This window comes from Agrobacterium sp. LEGMi-208b, assembly GCF_059511785.1.
Window position 1 is genome coordinate 1436251 of the sequence record NZ_CM183446.1, and the last position, 24763, is coordinate 1461013.

The 24763-nt window shown below is 60.7% G+C and carries 24 protein-coding genes; 11 read left to right on the top strand and 13 right to left on the bottom strand.

Going from position 1 to position 24763, the window contains the following annotated elements:
- Positions 1–53 precede the first annotated feature (53 nt).
- Positions 54–554 carry a YciE/YciF ferroxidase family protein gene (locus AC5YUO_RS21140; RefSeq protein ID WP_065657331.1) on the bottom strand — a complete coding sequence of 167 codons (501 nt, stop codon included), beginning with the start codon at positions 552–554 and terminating at the stop codon, positions 54–56.
- A 172-nt stretch (positions 555–726) separates the two neighbouring features.
- On the opposite strand from AC5YUO_RS21140, the gene AC5YUO_RS21145 reads away from it, so the two are divergent.
- On the top strand, positions 727–1212 hold the full coding sequence (locus tag AC5YUO_RS21145) for an MgtC/SapB family protein (RefSeq protein WP_496155067.1): 486 nt from the start codon (positions 727–729) through the stop codon (positions 1210–1212).
- Between the two features lie 6 nt (positions 1213–1218).
- On the opposite strand, the gene AC5YUO_RS21150 is transcribed toward AC5YUO_RS21145, so the two are convergent.
- The 6 genes from AC5YUO_RS21150 to AC5YUO_RS21175 form a co-directional block, all read right to left on the bottom strand.
- Positions 1219–2445 carry an NAD(P)/FAD-dependent oxidoreductase gene (locus AC5YUO_RS21150; protein ID WP_496155068.1) on the bottom strand — a complete coding sequence of 409 codons (1227 nt, stop codon included), beginning with the start codon at positions 2443–2445 and terminating at the stop codon, positions 1219–1221.
- Between the two features lie 19 nt (positions 2446–2464).
- Positions 2465–2875, bottom strand: a complete 411-nt coding sequence (locus AC5YUO_RS21155) for a TIGR02588 family protein (RefSeq protein WP_496155069.1) — start codon at positions 2873–2875, stop codon at positions 2465–2467.
- A gap of 7 nt (positions 2876–2882) precedes the next feature.
- Positions 2883–3743: a TIGR02587 family membrane protein gene (locus tag AC5YUO_RS21160; protein WP_496155070.1), complete on the bottom strand. Its 861-nt coding sequence runs from the start codon at positions 3741–3743 to the stop codon at positions 2883–2885.
- A gap of 54 nt (positions 3744–3797) precedes the next feature.
- Positions 3798–4241, bottom strand: coding sequence for a PPC domain-containing DNA-binding protein (locus tag AC5YUO_RS21165; protein ID WP_496155071.1), 444 nt, complete (start codon positions 4239–4241; stop codon positions 3798–3800).
- Positions 4242–4303: 62 nt separating this feature from the next.
- Positions 4304–4864, bottom strand: a complete 561-nt coding sequence (locus AC5YUO_RS21170; protein ID WP_400820395.1) for a type 1 glutamine amidotransferase domain-containing protein — start codon at positions 4862–4864, stop codon at positions 4304–4306.
- A gap of 18 nt (positions 4865–4882) precedes the next feature.
- Positions 4883–5116, bottom strand: a complete 234-nt coding sequence (locus AC5YUO_RS21175; protein WP_400820393.1) for a hypothetical protein — start codon at positions 5114–5116, stop codon at positions 4883–4885.
- A gap of 292 nt (positions 5117–5408) precedes the next feature.
- Between AC5YUO_RS21175 and AC5YUO_RS21180 the strand changes: the two genes are divergently transcribed.
- The 3 genes from AC5YUO_RS21180 to AC5YUO_RS21190 are packed head-to-tail and all read left to right on the top strand — an operon-like array spanning position 5409 to position 9170.
- Entirely contained in the window at positions 5409–6239 is an 831-nt protein-coding gene (locus tag AC5YUO_RS21180) for an N-formylglutamate amidohydrolase (RefSeq protein WP_496155072.1), read from the top strand.
- The gene (locus tag AC5YUO_RS21185; RefSeq protein WP_400820450.1) at positions 6236–8113 is read left to right on the top strand and encodes a flavohemoglobin expression-modulating QEGLA motif protein; all 1878 of its coding nucleotides are present in this window, start codon (positions 6236–6238) and stop codon (positions 8111–8113) included. Before AC5YUO_RS21180 ends, AC5YUO_RS21185 begins: the two co-directional genes overlap by 4 nt.
- 10 nt (positions 8114–8123) lie before the next feature.
- Positions 8124–9170 carry a glutathione synthase gene (locus tag AC5YUO_RS21190; RefSeq protein ID WP_496155073.1) on the top strand — a complete coding sequence of 349 codons (1047 nt, stop codon included), beginning with the start codon at positions 8124–8126 and terminating at the stop codon, positions 9168–9170.
- A 2-nt stretch (positions 9171–9172) separates the two neighbouring features.
- Here AC5YUO_RS21190 and AC5YUO_RS21195 read toward each other — a convergent pair whose 3' ends face one another.
- Positions 9173–10195, bottom strand: a complete 1023-nt coding sequence (locus AC5YUO_RS21195) for an NAD-dependent epimerase (RefSeq protein ID WP_496155074.1) — start codon at positions 10193–10195, stop codon at positions 9173–9175.
- Between the two features lie 81 nt (positions 10196–10276).
- Positions 10277–11608 carry a UDP-glucose dehydrogenase family protein gene (locus AC5YUO_RS21200; protein WP_400820388.1) on the bottom strand — a complete coding sequence of 444 codons (1332 nt, stop codon included), beginning with the start codon at positions 11606–11608 and terminating at the stop codon, positions 10277–10279.
- Positions 11609–11989: 381 nt separating this feature from the next.
- Between AC5YUO_RS21200 and AC5YUO_RS21205 the strand changes: the two genes are divergently transcribed.
- Both AC5YUO_RS21205 and AC5YUO_RS21210 read left to right on the top strand, forming a co-directional pair.
- The gene (locus tag AC5YUO_RS21205) at positions 11990–12877 is read left to right on the top strand and encodes a DMT family transporter (protein WP_400820387.1); all 888 of its coding nucleotides are present in this window, start codon (positions 11990–11992) and stop codon (positions 12875–12877) included.
- Positions 12878–12979: 102 nt separating this feature from the next.
- Positions 12980–13960, top strand: a complete 981-nt coding sequence (locus tag AC5YUO_RS21210; RefSeq protein WP_496155075.1) for a glutathione S-transferase family protein — start codon at positions 12980–12982, stop codon at positions 13958–13960.
- A 12-nt stretch (positions 13961–13972) separates the two neighbouring features.
- On the opposite strand, the gene AC5YUO_RS21215 is transcribed toward AC5YUO_RS21210, so the two are convergent.
- A complete protein-coding gene (locus AC5YUO_RS21215; RefSeq protein WP_496155076.1) occupies positions 13973–14875 on the bottom strand; it encodes a LysR family transcriptional regulator in 903 nt (300 codons plus the stop codon).
- Positions 14876–15090: 215 nt separating this feature from the next.
- Here AC5YUO_RS21215 and amaB point away from each other — a divergent pair, with 215 nt between their 5' ends.
- From amaB to AC5YUO_RS21235, 4 genes are all read left to right on the top strand, one after another.
- Entirely contained in the window at positions 15091–16620 is a 1530-nt protein-coding gene (gene amaB / locus AC5YUO_RS21220) for an L-piperidine-6-carboxylate dehydrogenase (RefSeq protein ID WP_496155077.1), read from the top strand.
- Positions 16621–16849: 229 nt separating this feature from the next.
- Positions 16850–17803 carry an aliphatic sulfonate ABC transporter substrate-binding protein gene (locus tag AC5YUO_RS21225; protein ID WP_496155078.1) on the top strand — a complete coding sequence of 318 codons (954 nt, stop codon included), beginning with the start codon at positions 16850–16852 and terminating at the stop codon, positions 17801–17803.
- 20 nt (positions 17804–17823) lie between these two features.
- Positions 17824–18606: an ABC transporter permease subunit gene (locus AC5YUO_RS21230; protein WP_496155079.1), complete on the top strand. Its 783-nt coding sequence runs from the start codon at positions 17824–17826 to the stop codon at positions 18604–18606.
- A gap of 8 nt (positions 18607–18614) precedes the next feature.
- A complete protein-coding gene (locus AC5YUO_RS21235) occupies positions 18615–19436 on the top strand; it encodes an ABC transporter ATP-binding protein (RefSeq protein ID WP_496155080.1) in 822 nt (273 codons plus the stop codon).
- 37 nt (positions 19437–19473) lie between these two features.
- Here the strand turns inward: AC5YUO_RS21235 and putA are convergent, their stop codons facing one another.
- Positions 19474–23148, bottom strand: a complete 3675-nt coding sequence (gene putA, locus AC5YUO_RS21240) for a trifunctional transcriptional regulator/proline dehydrogenase/L-glutamate gamma-semialdehyde dehydrogenase (RefSeq protein WP_496155081.1) — start codon at positions 23146–23148, stop codon at positions 19474–19476.
- A gap of 175 nt (positions 23149–23323) precedes the next feature.
- Between putA and AC5YUO_RS21245 the strand changes: the two genes are divergently transcribed.
- A complete protein-coding gene (locus AC5YUO_RS21245; RefSeq protein WP_496155082.1) occupies positions 23324–23794 on the top strand; it encodes an Lrp/AsnC ligand binding domain-containing protein in 471 nt (156 codons plus the stop codon).
- Between the two features lie 66 nt (positions 23795–23860).
- On the opposite strand, the gene AC5YUO_RS21250 is transcribed toward AC5YUO_RS21245, so the two are convergent.
- Positions 23861–24427, bottom strand: coding sequence for an RNA polymerase sigma factor (locus AC5YUO_RS21250; protein ID WP_003508744.1), 567 nt, complete (start codon positions 24425–24427; stop codon positions 23861–23863).
- Positions 24427–24633 carry a NepR family anti-sigma factor gene (locus tag AC5YUO_RS21255; RefSeq protein ID WP_080820056.1) on the bottom strand — a complete coding sequence of 69 codons (207 nt, stop codon included), beginning with the start codon at positions 24631–24633 and terminating at the stop codon, positions 24427–24429. The genes AC5YUO_RS21250 and AC5YUO_RS21255 overlap by 1 nt, the downstream gene beginning before the upstream one ends.
- Between the last annotated feature and the right edge of the window lie 130 nt (positions 24634–24763).

The following is a 24763-nucleotide window of genomic DNA, read 5'->3' on the forward strand; positions in this document are numbered from 1 at the left end:
GACACAAAAAAAACCGGAATGGGCGACCATTCCGGTTTTTGTCGAGGAGGGTGTTACGCCGCCTTTTTTTCGGCGGCAGCGTTAACCGAAGTCTTGGCGAGCGCGGTCAGCGCATCGTCGGTCTTCGCCTCTTCCTTGAGCGTGGCGTCCAGCAGCGAAACCGCCTTGGTGTGGCCCAGCTTTTCCGCCCAGGCCTTCAGCGTGCCGTAGCGGGCGATCTCATAGTGTTCGACCGCCTGTGCCGACGAAACGAGACCGGCATCGAGGGCGGGGGTGCCTTTGAAGTCCTCCATGATTTCCTCGCCCTCGGCGATGATGCCCTGAATGGCTTCGCAGGTCTTGCCCTGCGCCCGCTTGCCAATGATCTCGAACACTTCCTGCAGGCGTTCGACGTGGCCCTGCGTTTCTTCCTTGTGCTTTTCAAAAGCCTGTTTCAGCTTCGGGTCGGTCGCTGCCCGCGCCATTTTCGGCAGGGCTTTCAGGATCTGCCTCTCGGCGTAATAGATATCCTTCAGCGTATCGTAAAACAGGTCGTCGAGTTTCTTCTCGGCCATTGGTCCTTCTCCCATGTGTGAAATTGCATGATGTGCGCCCATGCGCACGGGAGACAAACCCTTTGCTCCGCCCATGGTTCCGGCTCGGTTGCGCGCAACGTTTATATTGCCGCGCGGAACCAACACGCCTCTCCAAACTTAGTGTGAAGAAATTTCGGGAGGAGACGCGACAGTGCCCCAGAGCCTTGCAGAAGAATTTTCCATGAATATTTCCATCCCCTTCGAGGTGCTCCTGGTGCGGGTGTTCGGCGCGGTCATCCTGTGCGGGCTGATCGGTCTGGAGCGGGAGTTTCACAAGAACACGGCCGGCCTGCGCACCAACATGCTGATCGGCCTTGCCGCCGTCACCTTCTGCGTCATCACCATTCACATGATGGAGACGATGGCGGAAGGCCATGAGGCCGCACGGCTCGATCCCATCCGGCTGGTGGAGGCCGTGACGGCGGGCATCGCCTTTCTCGCGGCGGGTGTGGTCGTTTATACCAGAGGCGATGTCAAAGGCCTGACGACGGGCGCCAGCATGTGGCTTTCGGCGGCAATCGGCCTCTCGGTCGGTCTTGGCATGTGGCCGCTTGCCCTTCTTGCTGCGGGAATGGGCATTGTCGTCTTGTGGACGCTCCGCCGCATACAGGTGGCGGCGGGCATCAAGGAGGAATGAACGGCATCAGCCGAAGCGGAAAAGATCGGCATCGGGGTCCTTGCCGCCATTGACGGCGGCGGCCACGATTTCAGCGGCGATCTGGCTGAAGGTGATGCCGTTGCCGCCGAAACCCATCACGGCATAGACGTTGTTCATTCCGGGCACCGCGCCAATCAGCGGCAGGCCGGTGGTGGTCGTGCCGAAGGCCGCCGCCCAGCGATATTCCGGCTTTCCCATATCGATGCCGAGAAGCTTCTCGATCTTGCGGCGGATCGTCTCCGCCTTGGCGGCGAGCTTGCGCTCCGACTGGTAGGCGGTGGGGTTTTCCTCGTCCTCGCCTCCGGCAATCATCCGCCCCTCGCGGTCGGTGCGCAGGTAGAGATAGGGATCGGAGGCCTCCCAGACGATATGGTTCTCCAGCCAGTCGGGCAGGTCGAGCCCCTTTCTGCTCGCCAGCGCCCAGGTGGAAATGATCTGGTGCTTCGGGCTCTCCAGCATTTTCAGGAATTCATAGCCGGTGCAGAAAACGACATTGCGCGCTGAAAGGATTTTGCCGCCGGCGGTCGCAAGGACAACCTCGTCGCCGAGGTTCCTGAGATCGGTGATCTCAAGCTGCGAGACGATTTCGGCGCCGGCGCCCGCCGTGTGGCGCAGCAGGCCGGCGGTCAGCTGTGCGGGATTGGCAGAGGCCGAAATATCGCTGAGGATGGCTGCGGTCCGGTGCATGCCGTATTGCTCTCTCAGTTCTGCAGCGGTGAGAAAGCGGGCCTCGATGCCCGCTTCCTCACGGGCTGCCGCCTCGGCCTTCAACGCGCGCGATCCCATTTCGTCTCCCGCCAGATAAAGGGCCTGTTTGCGCCTCATGCTGCAGGAGATGCCGAGCGAAGAAACGATTTCCTCTAGCCGCAGGACGGCGCGGGCGGAACGCTGCCATGCCCTGTCGGCCGCATCCCTGCCGATCATCTTTCTGAGCTGCGTCAGCGGCGTGTCGATTTCATGCTGGATCATCGCGGTGCTGGCGACGCTGCTGCCCATCACCGGCTCGCGCCGGTCGACGATCAGCATGGATTGACCCGGCCGGTGCAGGGCATGGGACACCAGCGCGCCGCTGATACCGGCGCCGACCACGATCGTGTCGTAATGGTCGGCCTCCGGCGTCTGCCTGCTGCGGACGCCGATGCGGGGCGTGTCCGCCCACACGGGTTTTGAATCTCTGAGGTCGCGTTCTTTCGTCAGTTCCGATGTCGGCATGAAATCATCCTGAAAGGTCTCACGGCTCGGTATAGCCGGCGACATTGATGGTGAGCGTTGCGCTGCGGGGATCGTTGCGGAAGAAAAGCGTGCCGGTGTCGCGAGACTCCGAGGCGACGTAATCGAATGTCACATCGGCGCTCTCCAGCGTCGCGCCGTTTTGCTGCAGGTCGCCGCGCACCTGCACCTGCGCCGCCGTCGTCATGGAAAGGTTGCGGATATCGAACCGCACGCGATATTGCCCGGCCTGCGCCTCCACGCCGGTAACGGCGATTTCGAAGCGGGCATCCTCCGGCCTGTAGCGATAAATGTCATAACCTATCCAGCCGAGCATGGCGGCGACAAGAAGCGTGCAGATGACGCCCGTCAGCCATTCCACCCAGTGGGGCTCGGAGCTTTCCGTATGTTTGCGGCCCTTGGATATCGTCATCTTGTCCTCACAGGATCAGCCGGGCGGAGGCCGCGCCGATCGAGGCGGGAACGCCGAGAATGACGGCGGCGTTCATGATCTGCGACAGCGAGGTGTGGTCAAGGCGCTCGAAGGTCCAGAGCGTATAGATGCTGATGGCGATGGCGATGACATAGCCGGGCAGGGTGAAGCGGATGAAGGATTGCCACCACTTCTGCCCCTCGTGCAGCTGGTGCGAGCCCTTGAAGTGAAGCGCGTAGACAAAGCCATGCATGATGGCGATCGACAGCAGGCAAAGCGCCAGAATGTGATAGGGCGTCACCTTATAGGCGATCAGGATCATTTCTTCCGTCGGCGCGACATTGAGGCTGAGGAAAAGCGCACCGACAACCATCATGAACAGTTCGTGCAGATAACCCGTCTCGCCGGAATATTCGCCTTCCTCTTCATCCTCCGCGTCGGAATGCTGACCGAGCTGGCTGCGTCCGAGCAGCGCGCCGATGCTGGCTGGAACGGATTGCAGGGCAATCTTGGCGACGATGTTGGAGGCGGTGATCTGATCGTTCAGAATACCGAACAGCAGGAGCACGGCCGCGCTGACGGCGATGCCCAGCCCATAGGCCGTCATCGCGTCGCGCAGCGCCTGGCTCCAGGAGTGAATATTCTCGAAGCCGATGCGGCGGGCGAGAAGCAAGAGCAGCGGCAGGTTGAGGATGCAGAGCAGCAGAAGCCGCCAGGAATTGACGTAAAGGCCGAGAAACCACATTTCCATGGTCATCAGCATGGGCAGGGCAAACAGCAATGCGCCCGCCGTGCCGCGCGCGAGGCCGATCAGAAATTGCCCGACCTCGTCATCATCCGCATCTCTTCGATCGATCGCCGTCACCATGCCGCCCCCCTGTCCAAAGCGATAACGCAATGGCGTTTTTCCGGTTCCGTGGGTTTATTTCGCGGGATCGATGAGAGCGATTCCGAATTCCGGGCGGTAGCTGCGCCGCAATTCCGCAGGTGTTTCGCGGATGACGACTTCCAGCGTCGGTCGCACCACTCCTTTTAGAAAATGGCCGCCCTTCGTGGAGCCATCGGCAAAGCCCAGAACCACATGCAGGTGCGGATTGGGCGTATCATTCTCGTCAAGGGTGATATCGCCGAGCAGACTCAGAACCTCGCTCTGGTCGGTGATCGGTATTTCCTTGTAGTCCCGCGTCGAAAGATCGAAAAAGGCGAGTGTTGCCGTGGCAAAGGCCCCGATCGCGGTAACCGAGGCGGCGTTGATGTTTTCGGCCTTGGCAAAGCGTCCGATGGCCTCGAAGGCTTCTTCCTCGGGATCAATGACGAGGATGAAGGTGCGCTCCGCGCCGCTGGTGGCCAGCAATCTGTTTTTCATGTCTTTCACCCAAATACATGGGCCGCCGGGCAACCCGGCGCCACGGAAACATGGTGCGTGTCTTAAGCGGCGCGACGTTCGTGGCGGCCTTCCTCGACCTCTTCCACGATCTTGGCGACGAAGGCGTCGAGATCGTCAGGGCTGCGGGAGGTGATGATCCCCTTATCGGTCACGACCTTTTCATCCTTCCAGTTGGCGCCGGCATTCTTGAGGTCGGTCTTGATCGACCAATAGGAGGTGGCGTCGCGGCCACGCAGGGCATCCGCTTCGACAAGCAGCCATGGGGCGTGGCAGATGGCGGCCACCACCTTGCCGGATTTGACGAAATCACGCACCACCCGCATCGCATCCTCATCATGACGCAGGATATCCGGGTTGATCTGGCCGCCGGGAAGAACCAGCGCGTCAAAATCTTCCGTTTTTACGGCCTTGGCGGGAAGGTCGACGGCGATGCTGTCGCCCCAGTTCTTCTTGTCCCAGCTCTTGATCTCGCCCTCCTTGATGGAGGCGACCTTCACGTCTGCACCCCTGGCCTTCAACTGGTCATAGGGCACGCGCAATTCGGAGCGCTCATAGCCGTCCGTTGCGAGAATGAGGATTTTTGCGGCGTTGATGGCAGTCATGTCTGTCTCCTTCTGGGTTCATTTGCCCTTGTCGGAATTCATGTCGGAATTCATGGAGGGCAGGAAAAATTCCACGTCCTTGAGCCGTTCCGCGTCGAGATTTTCGATATGCGTTTGCCAGAACCGTTCGGCTTCCGCCGGTTCGTGCTGCCATTGGCGCACGAAGGTCTTGTTGTCGTCGATCATCACCTGACGCGTGCCGCCGAGACGCAGATATTCTTCCGCAAGTTTGCGTGTTTCGGTCTTTTCCATGTCGCGGCTCCTTGTGCGTGGAAAGCGGGAACGGAGGGGTGCCGGATGGGTAAGAAGCTCGGCTGCCATTTCGTTGGCCACCGGGAGAAAACGGAAAAATCCCGATGTTCTTCAGCGCCATCGCGTCCGTTTGACACGGCGGCCCCTCCTGCTGGAACAACGTGGGCTTTCCGGGATGGTTCCGCATTTTTTCCAGCGGCGTCATTGCCGAGACCGAATGCATCGCGCGCAATTTTTTACCGGAACAAACGGGCATGTCCCGCTGTTTTATCCCCGATGCAGGGGAGGCAGCATGGCAGCCAGACAGAGCGACGGCGAATACCGCGGTAACAACGAAAACAAGGGTTTCTGGTCGATTGATTTCGGCAATTCACCTGTTATCGGCACGGCCATTCATGACGGTCATCGCATTCGACCGGACGTATCCGGGCTCATCGCCCTTTCCCCGGAACAGCGGCTGAGGGAGGAAGACCCTTTCACCGGTGAGATGATCGCGGGACTGACGAACCGTATCGTTGTTCACCATTCGCGTTTCGAAATCGATCTCAACCGTGCGGCCGATCAGGCGATTTATCTGAAGCCGGAACAATCCTGGGGGCTTGAGGTCTGGAAAGAGGAGCCGGCCCCGGAAGCCATCCGGCAATCGCTCGATTTTCACGCCGATTATTATGCGATGCTCGAGACCGTGCTCTCCGCAATCGAAAGACGGCACGGCGCCTTCGTGGTGCTGGATGTGCACAGCTATAATCATCGCCGGCAGGGCGCCGCCGCGCCGCCGACGGCACAGGCGGAGGCGCCCGATATCAATATCGGCACCTTTTCCATGGATCGCAGCCGCTGGGGCGATATCGTCAGCGCGGTCGGGCATCATTTCGCGTCAGCGACCATCGGCGGACGCCGCCTCGATGTTCGCGAGAACGTGGCGTTTCAGGGCAAGGGCGAGCAGACCCGTTTCATCCACGAGCGGTTCGCCGAAAATGGCTGCGCCATCGCAGTCGAGTTCAAGAAATTCTTCATGGATGAGTGGACGGGAAAGCCGGATGCGCGTGTGGTGGCGGATATTCGCCAAGCGATAACAGCACTCCAGCCGGTGCTCGAAGAGTGCCTGAGGTCGCGGCGATGAACCTCTCTTCCGCCCGCAGCGCACCGTCTCCCATCGCCGATCTGGCCGATGACGTCGTGTCCTGCCTCGAGGCGGGCAAGGCCATCCGCCGCGATCTCGGCAAAGACGGCCGTCTGCATATCGACCGGCCGCTGCCATTCCTCTGCCTGCATCTGACGGGCGGCACGAAAAATCTCGCCGCCCGCGATATCGCCGCCGCTCATGCCTCCTATCTGATCGCGTCCACCATTCAGGAGGCGGCGCCGCTGATCGAGGCCGTTGGCACGGTCATGCGGCAGCGTTTCGGCGCCTTTATCGTCCTCGATATCGGCGAGCTGGAGCATGACATTCTTCTGGCCGACGATTCGCCTTTCCTGCCGCATTATGAGGTCTCCGTCTCGGCGACGGCTGAGCCCGAAACGCAGAATGCCCGCCGGGTATTCATCAAGGCGGTCTGTGATGCCGAAGTGCGCTTTCGCACGCCGCGCATCACCCGGCCGGAGCCGGATGCCGATCCGGTTCTGCGCTTCAAGAAAGCCGGACTCGATTTTCCCTGCATCAGCGTGCGTTTTGCACCGATCTACCGCCAGCCGGAATCCGGCGCGGATTATCCGGGCCTGCGGGTGACGATGATCGCCGATCTTTTCGATGCCGGCCTGCAGGCTTTTTCATCCTTCGCTTCGGGCAAGGACGCGCTCAAGGTCACCAGCCATCGGGCGCTGGGGCGCAAGGCCTTCGTCGATGCGGTCAGGCGTGCCGACCGGTCCGTCGACGATATTGTTTCATCCTTCGATTTTCTGCTTTCCGTCACGCCCATCAATGCCCGCCGGGCCTTCGAGGAGTTTCGCGATGGCGGCTTTCAGTTCGCGCCGCGCCTGCTTTACCGGCCGCTTGGCGTCGATGTCGAGGAGCAGAAACGCAAGCTTTATTCCGTCGTTTTCGATCATCTGGAAGACCCGGTGCTTTATAATCTCTACCGGGAGAAACAGCAGGAGATCGATCTGCAGCTGACGATGCTAGCCAATCTGCACCATCGCACCTTCACCGATTTTTCACGCGCCCTTTATGGCGCTGTCGAACCGGCCCTCCTTCAGCTGGCGCTGCGCGTGCTTGCGGATTGCCCGCGCGGGCAAGAGAGCGGCGAAATCGCCATGGTCGATTGTTACGCGGTCGCCAAGAAGTCACGGGAGATGGTCGAGACCTATCTTGCGGAAGCCCCGGAATTCAAGGCCCGCGTCGAAATCCGTGACGACCTGCCGCCGGGCCTGATGGTGACGGGCGAGAAGCTTTTGATTTCCCGCCACACCGTCATGGAACAGCGCCGTGTCGAGGCGCTGCTGTCGCATGAGATCGGCGTGCATCTTCTCACCTATTTCAACGGCTCGTTTCAGGGGCTGCGTCTCTTCCGCACCGGCCTTTCCGGTTATGAGGGCGTGCAGGAGGGGCTCGCGGTGCTGGCGGAACATCTGGCCGGCGGCATGACGCGCGAGCGTCTGCGGCTGATCGCCGGCCGCGTTGTCGGCTGCGCCGCCATGCTGGATGGGGCAAGCTTCGTGGAGACCTTCCGCACCATGACGCGCGATCACGGTTTCGATGAAGCCGCCGCCTTCAACATGGTGCTGCGCATCTATCGCGGTGGGGGTCTTTCCAAGGATGCGATCTATCTGCGCGGGTTGGCCGAGGTGCTGGACCATCTGCGCAGGGGCGGGGCGCTCGATCCGTTCTGGATGGGCAAGATCGCCGCCGCGCATTTTCCTGTCATGCAGGAGCTTGCCCTGCGCGGCCTGCTTCGCCCGCCGGGTGTGAGACCCGCATTCCTGCTGCCCGCCAAGGCCAATGAGCGGCTGGAAAAAATACGGGCGGGATTATCCATTGCCGAACTGGCGACATTATAGGAGGGGCTTCATGCGTATCGCATTTTTCGTCAATTCCATCGAAACCGAGGGACCGAACTACGCCACCGGCCTGCTGGCCATGGCCGCACTCAATCGCGGCCATGAGGTGGTCTATCTGACGCCAGGCGATTTCACCTTGCGCTCGGATGACAGCCTGACCATCCATGCCACCGTGCTGCCGAAGACGAAATACAAGAAATCGGAAGGTTTCCACGCCGCACTTCAGGACAAGGCGCTGGAGCGACGCACCATGGATGTCGAGGAAATAGACGCGCTGATGCTGCGCAACGACCCCTCGCTCGACCAGACGACGCGGCCATGGGCGGTGCATGCCGGCATCCTGTTTGGCCGGCTCGCCGAACAGCGCGGTGTCGTGGTGCTGAACGATCCGGAAGGTCTGGCGCTGGCGCAGAACAAGCTCTATTTCCAGAGCTTTCCCGAAATCGTCCGCCCAACCACGATCATTTCGCGCAATGTCGAGGAAATCCGCGCCTTTGCCGATGCACATCCCAAGGGCGTCATCGTCAAGCCGTTGCAGGGCTCCGGCGGCAAGAACGTCTTCAAGATCGGCTCCAGCAAGGAGACCAATCTCAACCAGATTTTCGAGGCGGTGAGCCTCGAAGGCTATCTGATCGCACAGGCCTATCTGCCGGCCGCCAAGGATGGCGACATCCGCTTCTTCATGATGAATGGCCGGCCGCTGATGCGTGAAGGCAAATATGCCGCCCTTCGCCGCGTGCCGGCCAAGGGCGATCTGCGCTCCAATATCCATGCCCATGGCACGGCGGAGGCGGTGACGGTGACCGATGAAATCGTGGCGCTTGCCGAAATGGTGCGGCCGAAGCTGGTGGAAGACGGCATGTTCCTCGTCGGGCTCGATATTGTCGGTGACAAGATACTGGAAGTGAACGTGTTTTCACCGGGCGGTCTTTCCAATATCCGCGATCTCACCGAAATGGATTTCAGCGATACGATCATCGAGGCCGTGGAAACCAAGATCGCCATGCAGAGCGCTTCCGGCGGCACCATCTCCAACCGCCTGCTGGCGACGTTGTGAGGTTATTCCCGTAATTCGGCCGGGTGCATTTCGCGATACCAGGCGACGAGGGCCTTGATGCCCTCCTCGACCGGGGTTTGCGGCACGTAGCCGGTCAGGGCTTTCAGAAGATCGGGCGAGGCGAAGGTGCGGGGAACATCGCCCTGCTGCATCGGCAGCATGTTGCGGATCGCGGGTTTCCCGACCGCCTTTTCGACCGTCTCGACGAAATGCATCAGTTCCACCGGCTGGCCGCCGCCGATATTGACGACACGGAAGGGCGCGTGGTGCGAAAGCGTGTCGGTAACGCCTTCCTGCGTGACGCGGTTTTCCTCCGAAGGGATGATCTGGCTCAGCCGGACGATGCCTTCCACGAGGTCGTCGATATAGGTGAAATCGCGGCTCATATTGCCTTGCCCGTAAATATCGATCGGCCGGCCGTTGGAAACGGCGTCGACGAATTTGATCGGTGCCATGTCCGGCCGCCCCCATGGGCCGTAGACGGTGAAAAAGCGAAAGGCGGTGGTGGGCAGCTTGTGCAGATGCGCATAGCTGTGCGCCATCAGCTCCATCGACTTTTTGGTGGCGGCATAGAGCGTCATCGGCTCGTCGGCCTTGTCGCTTTCCGCGAAGGGAATTTTTTCATTGGCGCCGTAGATGGAGGAGGTCGAGGCCAGCATCAGGTGCTTGACATCAAGGCTTCTGGCAAGCTCCAGCATGTTGAACGAGCCGATGAGATTGGAATCGATATAGGCGCGCGGATTTTCAAGGCTGTAACGAACGCCCGCCTGTGCGGCGAGGTGGATGATGATCTCAGGTTCGGCGGCCTCAGCGGCCCGCTTCAGCGCATCCGTATCTTCCAGCATGCCGATTTCGGCCCGGAAGCCGTTGGAGCGGGAAAGAATGGCGTGGCGTTTTTCCTTGAGGCTGACATCGTAATATTTCGTCATGCCGTCAAAACCGGTCACGAAATGGCCGGCATCCAGCAGCCGCTTCGCAACGTAAAAGCCGATGAAGCCTGCTGTGCCCGTAACCAGATAACGCATGATATATCCCGAATCCGTTGGTGCGTTTGCGGTTTAACCGAAGCGCAGAAAACCTCTTGATGAAATTGCGAAGCGAAACCCCTAAGCGCCGTTACCGGTGCTGCCTTCGTGCGGGCGCCCGACCGCGGCATAGATGAAGCCATGCGCGGCGACCTCATCCGTGCGATAGATATTACGCAGGTCCACCAGGACCGGATGTTTCATGATCGCCTTCAGGCGCGGCAGGTCGAGCGCGCGGAACTGGTTCCATTCCGTCACGATCACGACGGCGTCGGCGCCTTCCGCTGCCTCGTAGGGGCCTGAAGCATAGTCGATGTCTTCCATCAGATGGCGGGCATTCGCCATGCCTTCCGGATCGTAACCGACCACTTTCGCACCGCCGTCCTGCAGGGTCTGGATGATGGCGATTGCCGGGCTGTCGCGCATGTCGTCGGTGTTCGGCTTGAAGGTGAGGCCAAGCACGGCGATCTTCTTGCCGCGCACATCGCCACCCACGGCGTTGATGACCTTGCGACCCATGGCGCGCTTGCGGTTGTCGTTTATGGCGATTGTGGTCTCGATCAGCCGCACCGGCGCATCATAATCCTGCGCGGTCTTGGCAAGCGCCAGCGTGTCCTTCGGGAAACAGGAGCCGCCATAACCGGGGCCGGCATGCAGGAATTTCGAGCCGATGCGGCCGTCGAGACCGATGCCGCGCGACACGTCCTGCACATTGGCGCCGACCTTCTCGCAGAGGTCGGCCATCTCGTTGATGAAGGTGATCTTCATCGCCAGAAAGGCATTGGCGGCATATTTGATCAGTTCTGAAGCACGTCTGGTGGTGAAGAGCAGCGGCGACTGGTTGAGGTAAAGCGGGCGGTAAACCTCCGTCATGACAGGGCGGGCGCGCTCATCCGAAAGGCCGACGACGATGCGGTCCGGCCGCTTGAAATCCTCGATGGCGGCCCCTTCGCGCAGGAATTCCGGATTGGAGACCACGGCAAAATCGGCGGAAGGATTTTCCTCGCGGATAATGCGCTCCACCTCGTCGCCCGTGCCGACGGGAACGGTGGATTTGGTGACGATGACCGTGAAGCCATCGAGCGCATGGGCGATCTCTTTCGCCGCCGCATAGACATAACCGAGATCCGCATGGCCATCGCCGCGCCGCGAGGGCGTGCCGACCGCGATGAAGACGACATCGGCATTGGCAACGGCTGCGGAAAGATCGGTCGTGAAGCTCAGCCGGCCGGCCTTGGCATTGTTGGCAACGATGGTTTCGAGCCCCGGCTCGAAGATCGGAATATGGCCGCTTTTCAAAGCTTCGATCTTCTCCGGCATCTTGTCGACGCAAACCACGTCATGGCCGAAATCGGCAAAACACGCGCCGGACACGAGGCCGACATAACCCGAACCGATCATCACAATCCGCATTCTTTTTCCTTTCGGTTAGCGAGGCCATGTTAACGCGGCAGCACCGGCCGGGGAAATCAGCGGGTGAAAAATCGCATGATGATGTTTAGCCGCCTTCATGCCCGTCGCCAAGCGCCACGATCAACACCGGCTAACCTCTTTCCATGACGGTGATGTGATGGCCATGGCGGGACAAATTTGCCGCACCTTGCGGCCATTTGCACCGGCGGCGTCCAATCCGGCAATTTTGCCGTTTTTGCGGCTTGCACTCATAGGTAGCCGGGTCTAGCCATAGGGGTGAGGATCAAATCTGCCAGACTGTCTGCCCTTTTAATGGGTGCTCGGGTCGCGTCACGCGGCCGGGGGATGCTTTGCATTGCGGTCGATGTTCGGGGAAGTCAAATGCAAAAGGGTTTTCTGCTCGGTCTGTTCGCTTATGCGACCTTTTCCATGGGCGATGCCACGATCAAATCGCTTGGGTCACAGATCAGCGTTTTCGAGATCGGCTTTTTCAGCATTCTTTTCTCCGGCATCTTCATCTTCTTCAGCAAACCGCGCGAGGAAAGGTGGCGCGAATTCTGGCGCATGAGCCGGCCCTTTGCGGTGCATGGGCGCGCCATTTCCGGTCTCTTCGCCGGTATTTTCGGCATCTATGCCTTCACCACCATTCCGCTGGCGGAAGCCTATGCGCTGATCTTCCTGTCGCCGCTCTTCGTAACAGTTCTGTCCGCCGTGGTCCTGAAGGAGAGTATCGGCCCATGGCGCTGGGCGGCGGTTCTCGCCGGCATCGTCGGCGTCATTCTCGTCGTGCGGCCGGGCTTCAAGACACTGGAACTCGGGCATATCGCCGCCATCGGCGTAGCCTTCCTGGCGGCCATGACCATCGTGCTCTTACGCTCGCTTGCGGGCAAGGAAAAGCGCACCTCCATCATGGGTGTGCTGTTGATTTATGGCCTGACTTTCAACGGCATCGCTTCCATTCCCGATTTTGTCATGCCCAACCTGCATCAGCTTCTCGCCTTCGCCTTCATAGGCCTCTGCACGGCGACGGGACAGATCACCCTTCTGGTCGCAACCCGCATCGCGCCGGCAAGCCAGATCGCGCCCTCGCATTACTCGCAAATCCTCTGGGCAGTGGCGATCGGCATGACCTTCTTCCACGAGTACCCCGATGCCATCGCGGTGCTGGGTCTCGCCGTCATCGCCGCTTCGGGACTTCTGACGATGATCCGCGAAAAAGTCAGGCTCGGAACGGTGCGCTGGAACCCGTTTTTCCGCAATCGACTTTGAACTCGCGCTTGATCGGAAACAGTGCGTCAACCGAAGCGCGGCTTGCCGCCCGGCGGGCAACCGGCTCATAAGGCGTTCATCGACAGATGAACGGAGAGCACAATGCTCGTTGATGGAAAATGGACCGCCGAATGGCATCCGGTGCAGGCGACCGACAAGAAGGGCGGCTTCGTTCGCCAAACCTCCGGCTTCCGCAACTGGGTGACGCCTGACGGTTCGGCAGGGCCGACGGGCGAGGGCGGTTTTGCGGCCGAGGCCGGTCGCTATCATCTCTATGTCGCGCTGATCTGCCCCTGGGCATCGCGCACGTTGATCGGCCGGAAGCTGAAGCGGCTTGAAGACGTGATTTCCGTTTCCGTGGTAGAGCCAGCGCTTTCCGACGAGGGTTGGAAATTCGGCGATTATCCGGGTGCTGATCGCGACGGGCTGAACGGCTTTACCCATATGCATGAGGTCTATACCAGCGCCGATCCGCATTATACCGGCCGCGCCACCGTGCCGGTTCTGTGGGACAGGAAGACAAAAACCATCGTCAATAACGAATCTGCCGATATTCTGCGCATGCTGAATTCCGGTTTCGGTGACCTCGCCGATAATGCCATCGACCTTTATCCGGAGGCGCTGCGGGGCGAGATCGACGCGCTCAACGATCACATCTATCCCCGCCTCAATAACGGCGTCTACAGAACCGGTTTTGCCACCACACAAGTTGCGTATGAGGAAGCCTTCGCCGAGGTCTTCGCCACGCTCGATGAGCTTGAGACGCAGCTGGCGGCCGGCGGGCCTTTCCTGTTCGGCGATCGTCTGACTGAAACGGATGTCCGGCTTTTCGTCACGCTGGTACGTTTCGATGCTGCCTATTATGGCCTGTTCAAATGCAATCTCCGCCGCATCGCCGATTATCCCGCGCTGCAGGCCTATATGATGCGGGTGCTGACTGTTCCAGGCGTGCGGGACACGGTCAATATCGATCACATCAAGCGCGGCTATTATTCGATCAAGGCGCTCAACCCGACCCGGATCGTACCCGTTGGTCCCGACCTTCCGGGACTGGATGACGTCTCCATCCGATCTGCAAACTGAGCCGGTGACGGCCTAGACCGGCTTGCCGACCTGCTCGAGCAGCCAGGCCTGAAAGGCGCGGGCAAGCGCGTTGTCCTGACGTCCTTCCGGCAGGGCGACATAATAGCTCTTGTCGGTTTGCAGGGGGATGTCGAAGACAATTTCGAGGCGGCCGGACGCCAGTTCCGCCTCGATTAGATATCTTGGCAGAAGAGCAAAACCGATGCCGCTCGCGGCGGCTTCGATGATCATCGAAAACTGGTCGAAACGGCTGCCCTGATAGGCATTTTCGGCCGCCACCCCGTTCATTTCCAGCCATTCCGTCCAGAGTTTCGGCCGCGTCGTGACATGCAGCAACGGTTGTCCGGCCAGATCCTGCGCCCGATTCACGTCGGCGCGGCGGCGCAGGGCGGGGCTCGCGACCGGCACGATTACCTCGTTGCATAAGAACGTGCAGGTGCCGTGTGCCCAGATTGGCTGGCCATAATGAATGGCGAGATCGAAGCCTTCCTCGTCAAAATCGAAGGGATGCGAGCGCGAGCCGATCGTGATCGTCATATCGGGGTTGGCATCGATGAAGCGGTGAAGCCGCGGCATCAGCCAGCGGCTGCCAAAGGTTGGCAGTGTCGCGACCGAGAGCGATGCATGGGAGGTCCCGGCAGAAACCGCACGCACCATCAGCTGTTCGGATTGCTGCAACAGGCGTCGCACATCGGGCAGAAATTTGCGCCCTGCCTCCGAAAGCACGACCCGCCGGCGGATGCGCTCGAACAGCTGCATTCCGGTCTGCGCTTCCAGCTCGCCGATCTGCCGGCTCACCGCGCTCTGCGTGAGGTTGAGTTCTTCGGCCGCGCGCGTAAAATTGCCATGCCGTGCCGCGCATTCGAACGCCTGCAGGGTAACGATATCAGGAACCAGTCTTCTGCGCGGATCCATTCCATTCTCGCATCAACTTACCCGCTTTCCTCATTGGAAAAGGGTCGTTATGGCCATATATGATTACGGGAAAGAATGGAACGGTGTTTTCCGGCACTGCCGGGCCCAGTTTCAGATAACGAATGAAAAATTCGGGGAAAGCATAGAGTGACGGGAGTTGAAAGCGCCGTATCCAAACGGCCTTTCCTCCCCTTTCAGCCAAAAGGACGATGGACATGGATGCGATGACGAAGCTTGACGTGAAACAGGAAGCCGCGGCTCTACTCGAAAAGATGGGTGTTGCCCGCGATCTTTATACCGGCGGCGACATGGCGTCCTTCAGCCCTGTCACGGGTGAGCAGATCGCGAGCCTCAAGACCGTTTCGGTCGACGGTGTCGCGGCCGTGGTCGACAAGGCTGACGCCGCCTTTAAGGTCTGGCGCAACGTGCCGGCGCCCCGCCGTGGCGAGCTGATCCGCCTGCTCGGCGAAGAACTGCGCGCCTTCAAGACCGATCTCGGCCGTCTCGTTTCGCTGGAAGCGGGCAAGATCCCGTCCGAGGGTCTCGGTGAAGTGCAGGAGATGATCGATATCTGCGATTTCGCCGTCGGTCTGTCCCGCCAGCTTTACGGTCTCACCATCGCCACTGAACGTCCCGGCCACCGCATGATGGAAACCTGGCATCCGCTTGGCGTCGTCGGCGTCATCTCGGCCTTCAATTTCCCCGTCGCCGTCTGGTCGTGGAATGCCGCACTTGCCCTCGTCTGCGGTAATTCGGTGGTCTGGAAGCCTTCGGAAAAGACCCCGCTGACGGCCCTTGCCGTTCAGGGCATCTTCGAGCGCGCCGCCGCCCGCTTTGGCGATGCGCCGGAAGGTCTGTCCCAGCTGCTGATCGGTGATCGCGCCGTGGGTGAAGCAATGGTGGACAACGCCAAGGTGCCGCTCGTCTCCGCCACCGGTTCCACCCGCATGGGCCGCGATGTCGGCCCGCGTCTGGCCAAGCGCTTCGCCCGCGCCATTCTGGAACTCGGCGGCAACAATGCCGGCATCGTCTGCCCGTCTGCCGATCTCGACATGGCGCTGCGCGCCATCGCCTTCGGTGCCATGGGTACCGCCGGCCAGCGCTGCACCACGCTTCGCCGCCTTTTCGTGCATGACAGCGTTTATGACGAACTCGTGCCGCGCCTGAAAAAGGCTTACGCCTCCGTGTCCGTCGGCAATCCGCTGGAAAGCTCCGCACTCGTCGGCCCGCTGGTCGACAAGGCGGCCTTTGACGGCATGCAAAAGGCGCTCGAGGCTGCCAAGGCGGCCGGTGGCGTGGTGAATGGCGGCGGCCGCGTGGATACCGGCGCGGCAGACGCCTATTACGTGAAGCCGGCACTGGTCGAAATGCCGAAGCAGGTTGGCCCCGTTCTGGAAGAAACCTTCGCGCCGATCCTCTATGTCATGAAATACAGCGATCTCGATCAGGCGATCGACGCCCATAACGCCGTTGCCGCTGGTCTTTCCTCATCGATCTTCACCCGAGACATGCAGGAATCGGAACGTTTCCTGTCGTCGGAAGGCTCGGATTGCGGCATCGCCAACGTCAATATCGGCACATCGGGTGCTGAAATCGGCGGCGCCTTCGGCGGTGAGAAGGAAACCGGTGGTGGCCGTGAATCCGGTTCGGATTCCTGGAAGGCCTATATGCGCCGGGCGACCAACACCATCAACTATTCCAAGGCGCTGCCGTTGGCGCAGGGCGTTTCCTTCGATATCGAATAAGCCAATCACACGATGATTGATGCATATGCCGGCGCCTTGTGCGCCGGCGTTTTCGTTTGGGGCCCAAAATAAGCCGCTGCCAATATTTGCGGAAAAGCCTTCCGGTTGCGGAATTTTATTCCTGCGATATCAGTCATATTGAATTATTGTCTCTCTATCGTTTTTATTGAAAACCCTAGCATTGCTCCATATCGCAGACCGGCCAGTGGGGCTGGTGATAGGAGATGAAATGCCAGCCATGACCCGACGCGCCCTTTCCGCCGGTCTTCTCGCCGCCGCCGCCTTTTCAACGCTGGCCTTCGCCGCGCAGGCTGCGGAAGAGCTGAAGATCGGTTATCAGAAAACCGGCCTGCCTGTTGTCGCAAGGCAGCAGGGCGTCATCGAAAAGGCGCTCGAGGCGAAGGGTGTGAAGGTATCCTGGGTGGAGTTCACGGCGGGCCCGCCGCTGGTGGAGGCCCTGAATGTCGGCTCCATCAATGTCGGCTGGACGGGTGACGCGCCGCCGATTTTCGGACAGGCGGCGGGTTCGGCCATTGTTTATGTCGCGGCCCTTCCTTCGAACGGCAAGGGCGAGGCGATCTTCACCAAGCCTGAAAGCGGCATCAAGTCGGTTGCCGATCTCAAGGGCAAGAAGGTCGGCGTCGGCAAGGGCACCAGTGCCCATAATCTACTGGTCGCGGCTCTGGAGAAAAACGGCCTGAAATTCAGCGATATCGAGGTGACCTATCTGAGCCCCGCCGATGCCGCGGCAGCTTTCGCCAGCGACAAGATCGATGCCTGGGCCGTCTGGGACCCGTTCTACGCGATTGCCGAAACCCGCTACAAGCCGGTGACCCTTGCCCGCACCAGCGACGTTCTGGATGTCAGCACCTATTTCCTCGCTAATCGCGACTATGCCAAATCCCATGCTGATACCATCAACACCACCATCGATGCGCTTGGCGAGGCGGCGAAATGGTCTGCCGCCAACCGCGACAAGGTGGCCGCAGCGCTGCATGAGGTGACGGGTGTTCCGCTGGAAGCGCAGACGCTCGCCGCCAACCGCTCGGAATTCGGTATCGTAAAGATCGACGACAAGATCGTCGCCAGCCAGCAGGAAACCGCCGACCGCTTCTATCGTCTCGGCCTCATCCCGAAACAGATCAGCATCAAGGATGCCGTCTGGTCGGGTGCGACCAACTGAGCCGGACCGGAGGGGATGCCATGAGCACTGGAAAGCGTATCGAGATAGGTGGCGCCGCCACCGGCTGGCTGCTTCCCTTCCTCATCCTTGCCGGATGGGAAGTGGCGGCGCGTGTTGGCCTGATTTCCGCCAATGTGCTGCCGGCCCCCTCCGCTGTCGCGGAAGCCTTCTGGCGGCTTCTGCTCTCGGGTGAGCTCATCGCCAATATCGGTGTCAGTTCCGCCCGTGCGCTCGCCGGTTTCGCCATCGGCGGCTCCATCGGCTTCATCTTCGGTCTGGCCAATGGCCTGTCGAGATTTTCCCGCAGCTTCACGGATACGACGCTGCAGATGATCCGCAATATTCCACATCTGGCGCTCATTCCGCTCGTCATCCTGTGGTTCGGCATTGATGAGGAGGCGAAGCTCTTTCTCGTCGCGCTCGGCGTGTTCTTTCCGATCTACATCAACACGCTGCTCGGCATTCAGGGGGTCGATCCGCAACTGGTGGAGATGGGCCGCACCTATGGCATGTCGCCCTTCACGCTGTTTCGCCGGGTGATACTGCCCGGCGCGTTGCCGGCCATCTTCACCGGCCTGCGTTATGCGCTCGGCATCATGTGGCTGACCTTGATCGTGGCGGAAACCATCTCCTCGTCCTCCGGCCTCGGTTACATGGCCATGCAGGCGCGCGAGTTCCTGCTGATCGATGTCGTTGTGCTGTCGATCCTCATCTATGCGCTTCTCGGCAAGCTCGCCGACAGTTTCGCCCGCTTCCTCGAAAGCATCTTCCTGCAATGGCATCCAGCCTTCAAGAAAGTCTGAGGTAATCCATGTCGACCGGTAATGTGACGACGCTGAGACGCCCCGAAGCCCTTCCGTCCGGAATCGAGACGAAGATCGAACACCGCTCCAAACCAGCTGAAGGCAAGGTCGCCTTCAGCTTCCGCAACGTCACGAAAAGCTTTGGCGACAAGCCGGTCCTGCGTGGCATCGATCTCGATGTGCGGGAAGGCGAGTTTCTGGCTGTTATCGGCAAGAGCGGCTGTGGCAAGAGCACGCTTTTGCGCATTCTGGCCGGCCTCGACACGCCGACGACTGGAACCGTCTCGAAAGACCCTTCGGACCGTACTCGCATGATGTTTCAGGAGCCGCGCCTTCTGCCGTGGGAGCGGATCGCAAACAATGTTTCCGTCGGCCTGACCGGCATCGCCAAGGGCGAAGCGGCAAGGGAACAGGCGCTCGGTATTCTCGATGAGGTCGGTCTCAAGGACCGGGCGGGTGAGTGGCCCTATGTGCTCTCCGGCGGCCAGAAGCAGCGCGTGGCGCTGGCGCGCGCGCTTGTCGCCCATCCGCAAATCCTGGCACTGGACGAGCCGCTCGGCGCGCTCGATGCGCTGACCCGCATCGAAATGCAGCTTCTGCTGGAGCGTATCTGGCGCAAGCAGAAATTCACCGCCGTGCTCGTCACCCATGATGTGTCGGAGGCCGTGGCACTTGCCGATCGCATCGTTGTCATCGATGAGGGGCGCATCGCGCTCGATCTCGATGTGAAGCTGCCGCGCCCGCGCCGTCATGGCACGCCGGAATTCGCGAGGCTGGAAGAACAGGTTCTGAACCAGCTCTTCGGCCGTGGCGAGATTACCGGACAATAGGTGGTGCGGCAGGGCTAAGACCCTGCCGCACCATGTCTTAGCCAATGCTCATCAGGCTGGCATTGCCGCCGGCGGCCGTGGTGTTGACGCTGACGGAAACCTCTTCCACCAGCCAGTCCAGAGTATAGGGCTGGCTTTCGCCGGAAAGCGCGTCCGTCGTGGCGGCCTGAACGAGAACCAGCGGGCCGGGCAGGGCGGCGATCTTCCTGTTGATCGCAATCACGCGCTCCGGGTCGCCCTCGACCAGCGCGCCGGCGAAGGGCGCCGATTTTTCCCAGTCATCGGCCCAGACGATACGCGAGGTGACGGTTGCCGGCAGACCGTAGATTGCCTTTTCCAATCCCGAAGCATTGTCGATGACAACCGCGTTTCCGGTGGAGAGTGCGGCCGCAAGCTGGCGGTAAAGCCCCTGTTCGGTCGCCGGCACCAGCAGGACCTTGCCGCGCGGATGCAGCGCATAGACATTGCGCTCGCCGACCGGCCCGGCCAGCTCGGTCTCGAAGCCGAGACCGGAAAGTGCTGCCGCCTGGCGTGCGGCTTCGGCCGCGACGGTCTGACCATTTTCATCCAGCCAGCGGGCGAGATCGACCGCAGCCTGATCCTGCTGGCTGGCGATGCGGTCGATCTTCGGCGCTTTCTCCGCCATGCGGCCGAGATAGAGCGGGCCACCGGCCTTGGGACCGGTGCCGGAAAGGCCACGCCCGCCAAAGGGCTGCACGCCGACCACGGCGCCGATGATGTTGCGATTCACATAAAGATTGCCGGCCGCAACGCGGGAGAGCACATGCTGGATCGTATCGTCGAGACGCGTATGCAGTCCGAAGGTCAGGCCGTAGCCGGTGGCGTTGATCTCATCGATCAGCCGGTCGAGATTATCGCGCTTGAAGCGGATGACATGCAGCACCGGCCCGAAGACCTCGCGCTTCAGATCGGCGAGCGATTTCATCTCGATGATGGTTGGCGGCACGAAGGTGCCCTTGCCGGTTTCTCCCGCAAGCGTGATCTGCTCGATGCGGTGACCGAGCGAACGCATGCCGTCAATGTGCTTTTCGATGATGCCCTTGGCCTCGGCGGTGATGACGGGGCCGACATCGACCGAAAGTCGATCCGTGCGGCCGATGCGCAATTCATGCAGCGCGCCTTTCAGCATGGTCAGCGTGCGGTCCGCCACATCTTCCTGCAGGCAAAGGATGCGCAGTGCCGAGCAGCGCTGGCCGGCGCTGTCGAAGGCAGACGCGATGACATCGGCGACCACCTGTTCGGCAAGCGCGGAGGAATCGACGATCATGGCGTTCTGACCACCGGTCTCGGCAATCAGCGGCACCGGCTGGCCATTGGCGAGAACCCGGCCGGCAAGCTGGCTCTGAATGAGCCGCGCCACATCAGTGGAACCGGTGAACATCACGCCCGCCGTCAGTGGTGAACCAACGAGTGCCGCGCCCGTCTTGCCGTCGCCCGGCAGAAGCTGCACGGCGTCTGCCGGAACGCCTGCCTCATGCAGCAGGCGGACACCCTGTGCGGCGATCAGCGGGGTCTCTTCGGCTGGCTTTGCCAGAACCGGGTTGCCGGCAACCAGTGCTGCCGTCACCTGACCGATGAAGATGGCAAGCGGGAAGTTCCATGGGCTGATGCAGACGACCGGGCCAAGCGGCGTTTCGCCGGCCTTGAAATTCCTGCGGGCTTCCGCCGCGTAATAACGCAGGAAGTCGATGGCCTCGCGCACCTCGGCAATGGCGTTGGGCATGGATTTTCCCGCCTCGCGCATGATGAGCCCGAGAAGTGCCGGCATTTCGGCCTGCATTGCATCGGCTGCCCGCTCCAGGCAGGCGGCGCGCTCTTCCACCGGAGTGGAGGGCCAGCTTGAAGCCGCTGCCCGCTGCATGGCCGCTTCGACATCGGCCTGCGTCGGCTCGGTCACATGACCGACGATATCGCTGTGGTCGCCGGGGTTGAGGACCGGACGCGTCTGGCCGCCCGCCTGTGGCGCGGCAGCCTTCCATTCCGTTGCTGCACCTGCCTTCAGGGTCTTGTCGAGGGCAGAAAGTGTCGTCTCGCTGGAAAGGTCGAGGCCGGCGGAATTTTTCCGCTCTGGGCCGAAGAGACCTGCGGGTGCAGCGATGCGATCGTGGCGTGCGCCGGGAACGGCATAGGCCTTGACCGCTGCGACCGGGTCTTCCAGCAGGGAATCCACCGGCACGGCCGGATCGGCAATACGGTTGACGAAGGAGGAATTCGCACCGTTTTCCAGCAGGCGGCGGACGAGATAGGCCAGCAGCGTCTCATGGGTACCAACAGGGGCGTAGAAGCGGCAGGGGCGGTCGAGCTTCTTTTTGCCGACGACCTCGCTGTAAAGCGGCTCGCCCATGCCGTGCAGGCACTGGAACTCGTAGTCGCCGAGTTTGAAATCCGGTCCCGCGAGATGATAGATCGTCGCCATGGACTGCGCATTGTGGGTCGCAAATTGCGGGAAGACCAGATCGCGCGCGTCGAGCAGCTTGCGGGCGCAGGCGATGTAGGAGACATCCGTGTGCACCTTGCGGGTGAAGACCGGGAAGTCTTCCAGCCCATCCACCTGCGCGCGCTTGATTTCCGCATCCCAATAGGCGCCCTTGACGAGGCGTACCATGATGCGGCGTCCCGAACGGCGGGCGAGATCGATGATGTAATCGAGAACGAAGGGGCAGCGGCGGCCATAGGCCTGCACCACAAAACCGAGGCCGTTCCAGCCGGCAAGGTCCTTGTCGAGCGCCAGTTCTTCGAGAAGATCGAGCGACAATTCCAGCCGGTCAGCTTCTTCCGCATCGATATTGAGGCCGATATCGTATTTTTTGCTGAGCAGCATCAGCGATTTGACGCGCGGCAGAAGCTCCGCCATCACCCGCTCGGCCTGAGCACGGGCGTAACGCGGATGTAGCGCCGAAAGCTTGATGGAAATGCCCGGCCCGCCATAAATGCCGCGTCCCGCCGAGGCCTTGCCGATGGCGTGGATGGCGTTTTCATAATCCTTGTAATAACGTTCCGCATCCTTGGCGGTGGTCGCGGCTTCGCCCAGCATGTCGTAGGAATATTGGAAGCCCTGCTCCTCAAGCGGCTTGGAGCGTTTGATCGCTTCGCCGATGGTCTCGCCGGTCACGAATTGCTCGCCCATCATGCGCATCGCCATGTCGACGCCACGACGGATGACGGGTTCGCCGGCCCGGGCGATCAGCTTGGTCAGCGCTGCCGAAAGGCCGCTGTCATTGACCGTCGAGGTCAGCTTGCCGGTGATGACAAGGCCCCAGGTGGCGGCGTTGACGAACAGCGAGCGCCCGCCGCCAATATGGGACTTCCAGTCACCGCGCGCGATCTTGTCGCGGATCAGCGCATCGCGGGTGGCGGTGTCGGGAATGCGCAGCAGCGCTTCGGCAAGGCACATCAACGCCACGCCCTCATGGCTGGAGAGCGAATATTCCTGCACCAGCCCTTCAACGCCGGTGCCCTTGGTCTTGGCGCGCAGCGCCTCGATCAGCCTGCGTGCCGTGGCGCGAATGGCTTTCGCCTCTTCCGCCGTCACCGTTGCCGCCTCAATGAGCGGCGCCAGGCATTCTTCCTCCGGGCGGCGATAGGCGGCGGTGATCGCCTTGCGCAGCAGGCTCTGTTCGCGCACCGGCGGCGCAAAATTCTGGAAGATACCGTTCGCCACTACACCGGCGTTGCTTGCACCATCGGCCATTCTGAAAATCCTGAAAACGCTGTTGAAGACAGACCTTCGGCGGTCGCGTGTCCTCCGCCCGCCGCTTCTCATCCTGGCACAGACAATATCATCACCGCAGAAATTGCTATGGCCCTATTTTCAGGATAAAACAGGCAATATGAACTTTTATTTTTGAGATATGGCGTTAAATCACATGGCAAATAGTCATAAAGAGGACGATCTGGACCACTTCGATCTCAAGATCCTCGAAGCGCTCAGCGAAGACGGGCGCATGTCCGTTCTGCAATTGTCAAAAAGGGTCGGCCTTTCCAAGACGCCCTGCCAGACGCGGCTGAAGCGGCTGGTGGATGAGGGCTATATTCTCGGCTTCCGCGCCGTGCTCAACCCGCAAAAGCTCGGCGTCGACCATATCGCCTTCGCCGAGGTCAAGCTTTCCGATACGCGGGAAAAGGCGCTGGAGGAATTCAACACGGCGGTGCGCAAGATCAAGGAGGTGGAGGAATGCCACATGATCGCCGGCGCCTTCGATTATCTCCTGAAGGTGCGCACCAGCGATATCCGCAAGTACCGAAGGGTGCTCGGGGAGAAAATTTCGAGCCTGCCATCCGTCGCCAACACCTCGACCTTCGTGGTCATGCAATCGGTCAAGGAAACCGGTATCTGAAAAGCGAACATGAAAAAACGGGCAGATTTGGGTCTGCCCGTTTGTTGCTGTCCGAGTTCCGTTCTTTCAGCGCGCCGTGGCGGCGGCTGTCACCGCGCTCATCTGCGCGTCGGGACCGAATTCGTTTTCATTTTCGATGCCGAGCAGTTCCTGCAGGCGCAGCCTTGCGCGGCTCACACGGCTCTTGATCGTGCCGACCGGGCAGCCGCAAATCTCGGCAGCTTCCTCATAAGCAAAACCAGAGGCGCCGATTAGCAGGATGGCTTCGCGCTGGTCATCCGGCAGTTTAGCGAGTGCGGCGCGGAAATCCTGAAGGTCGACTGAACCATGCTGTTCCGGCGGCACCGACAGACGCGACGTGTACACACCGTCGGTATCCTGCACCTCACGGCCGGATTTGCGGATCTGGCTGTAGAACTCGTTGCGCAGGATCGTCACCAGCCATGCCCGCATATTGGTGCCCGGCTGATAGCTATCCTGTTTGGCCCATGCCTTCATGATCGTGTCCTGCACGAGGTCGTCGGCACGGTCCCTCGAGCGGATGAGCGAAATCGCAAACGCGCGCAGGTTCGGCAGCGCCGCCAGCATTTCCCGCTTGAAATTGTATTCTGTCTGCTCCGGCTCTTTCGCCATCATTCCTCCGAAGCCTTGATTTTGGCTTTGCTTTCGGCTTCATCGAGTTTTTCGAGAAGATCGAGGAATTTGTCAGGGATGCCTTCATCCTGAACGGCATCATAAAGCTCCCTGAGCTTACGGGAAATCACCGCCCGCCCGGAGTGCGGAACCTGGGGGGCGGCCGAATTGTCCGGCTGATCTTGGTCCGATTGAAATATGCTCATAACGTCCGGTATTCCTTTTTCGTCGTGGCAAAGAATGCGCGGTGAAAAAAATAGTTCCGGCGGTCCGGAACTTTTTTTGCAATGCGCACGTTGCTATCGTGGGTTTGCGTTGCAGACCGCATGAAAGGGG

What these genes read in the sequence shown, in the direction of transcription:
- AC5YUO_RS21205 (WP_400820387.1), top strand. Translation starts at nt 11,990, where the DNA reads ATGCAAAAGGGTTTTCTGCTCGGTCTGTTCGCTTATGCGACCTTTTCC.
- AC5YUO_RS21250 (WP_003508744.1), bottom strand. Translation starts at nt 24,427, where the DNA reads ATGGCGAAAGAGCCGGAGCAGACAGAATACAATTTCAAGCGGGAAATG.
- AC5YUO_RS21210 (WP_496155075.1), top strand. Translation starts at nt 12,980, where the DNA reads ATGCTCGTTGATGGAAAATGGACCGCCGAATGGCATCCGGTGCAGGCG.
- AC5YUO_RS21175 (WP_400820393.1), bottom strand. Translation starts at nt 5,116, where the DNA reads ATGGAAAAGACCGAAACACGCAAACTTGCGGAAGAATATCTGCGTCTC.
- putA (WP_496155081.1), bottom strand. Translation starts at nt 23,148, where the DNA reads ATGGCCGATGGTGCAAGCAACGCCGGTGTAGTGGCGAACGGTATCTTC.
- AC5YUO_RS21160 (WP_496155070.1), bottom strand. Translation starts at nt 3,743, where the DNA reads ATGGTGACGGCGATCGATCGAAGAGATGCGGATGATGACGAGGTCGGG.
- AC5YUO_RS21170 (WP_400820395.1), bottom strand. Translation starts at nt 4,864, where the DNA reads ATGACTGCCATCAACGCCGCAAAAATCCTCATTCTCGCAACGGACGGC.
- AC5YUO_RS21180 (WP_496155072.1), top strand. Translation starts at nt 5,409, where the DNA reads ATGGCAGCCAGACAGAGCGACGGCGAATACCGCGGTAACAACGAAAAC.
- AC5YUO_RS21215 (WP_496155076.1), bottom strand. Translation starts at nt 14,875, where the DNA reads ATGGATCCGCGCAGAAGACTGGTTCCTGATATCGTTACCCTGCAGGCG.
- AC5YUO_RS21165 (WP_496155071.1), bottom strand. Translation starts at nt 4,241, where the DNA reads ATGAAAAACAGATTGCTGGCCACCAGCGGCGCGGAGCGCACCTTCATC.
- AC5YUO_RS21155 (WP_496155069.1), bottom strand. Translation starts at nt 2,875, where the DNA reads ATGACGATATCCAAGGGCCGCAAACATACGGAAAGCTCCGAGCCCCAC.
- AC5YUO_RS21230 (WP_496155079.1), top strand. Translation starts at nt 17,824, where the DNA reads ATGAGCACTGGAAAGCGTATCGAGATAGGTGGCGCCGCCACCGGCTGG.
- AC5YUO_RS21235 (WP_496155080.1), top strand. Translation starts at nt 18,615, where the DNA reads ATGTCGACCGGTAATGTGACGACGCTGAGACGCCCCGAAGCCCTTCCG.
- AC5YUO_RS21200 (WP_400820388.1), bottom strand. Translation starts at nt 11,608, where the DNA reads ATGCGGATTGTGATGATCGGTTCGGGTTATGTCGGCCTCGTGTCCGGC.
- AC5YUO_RS21190 (WP_496155073.1), top strand. Translation starts at nt 8,124, where the DNA reads ATGCGTATCGCATTTTTCGTCAATTCCATCGAAACCGAGGGACCGAAC.
- AC5YUO_RS21150 (WP_496155068.1), bottom strand. Translation starts at nt 2,445, where the DNA reads ATGCCGACATCGGAACTGACGAAAGAACGCGACCTCAGAGATTCAAAA.
- AC5YUO_RS21185 (WP_400820450.1), top strand. Translation starts at nt 6,236, where the DNA reads ATGAACCTCTCTTCCGCCCGCAGCGCACCGTCTCCCATCGCCGATCTG.
- AC5YUO_RS21225 (WP_496155078.1), top strand. Translation starts at nt 16,850, where the DNA reads ATGCCAGCCATGACCCGACGCGCCCTTTCCGCCGGTCTTCTCGCCGCC.
- AC5YUO_RS21140 (WP_065657331.1), bottom strand. Translation starts at nt 554, where the DNA reads ATGGCCGAGAAGAAACTCGACGACCTGTTTTACGATACGCTGAAGGAT.
- amaB (WP_496155077.1), top strand. Translation starts at nt 15,091, where the DNA reads ATGGATGCGATGACGAAGCTTGACGTGAAACAGGAAGCCGCGGCTCTA.
- AC5YUO_RS21245 (WP_496155082.1), top strand. Translation starts at nt 23,324, where the DNA reads ATGGCAAATAGTCATAAAGAGGACGATCTGGACCACTTCGATCTCAAG.
- AC5YUO_RS21255 (WP_080820056.1), bottom strand. Translation starts at nt 24,633, where the DNA reads ATGAGCATATTTCAATCGGACCAAGATCAGCCGGACAATTCGGCCGCC.
- AC5YUO_RS21195 (WP_496155074.1), bottom strand. Translation starts at nt 10,195, where the DNA reads ATGCGTTATCTGGTTACGGGCACAGCAGGCTTCATCGGCTTTTACGTT.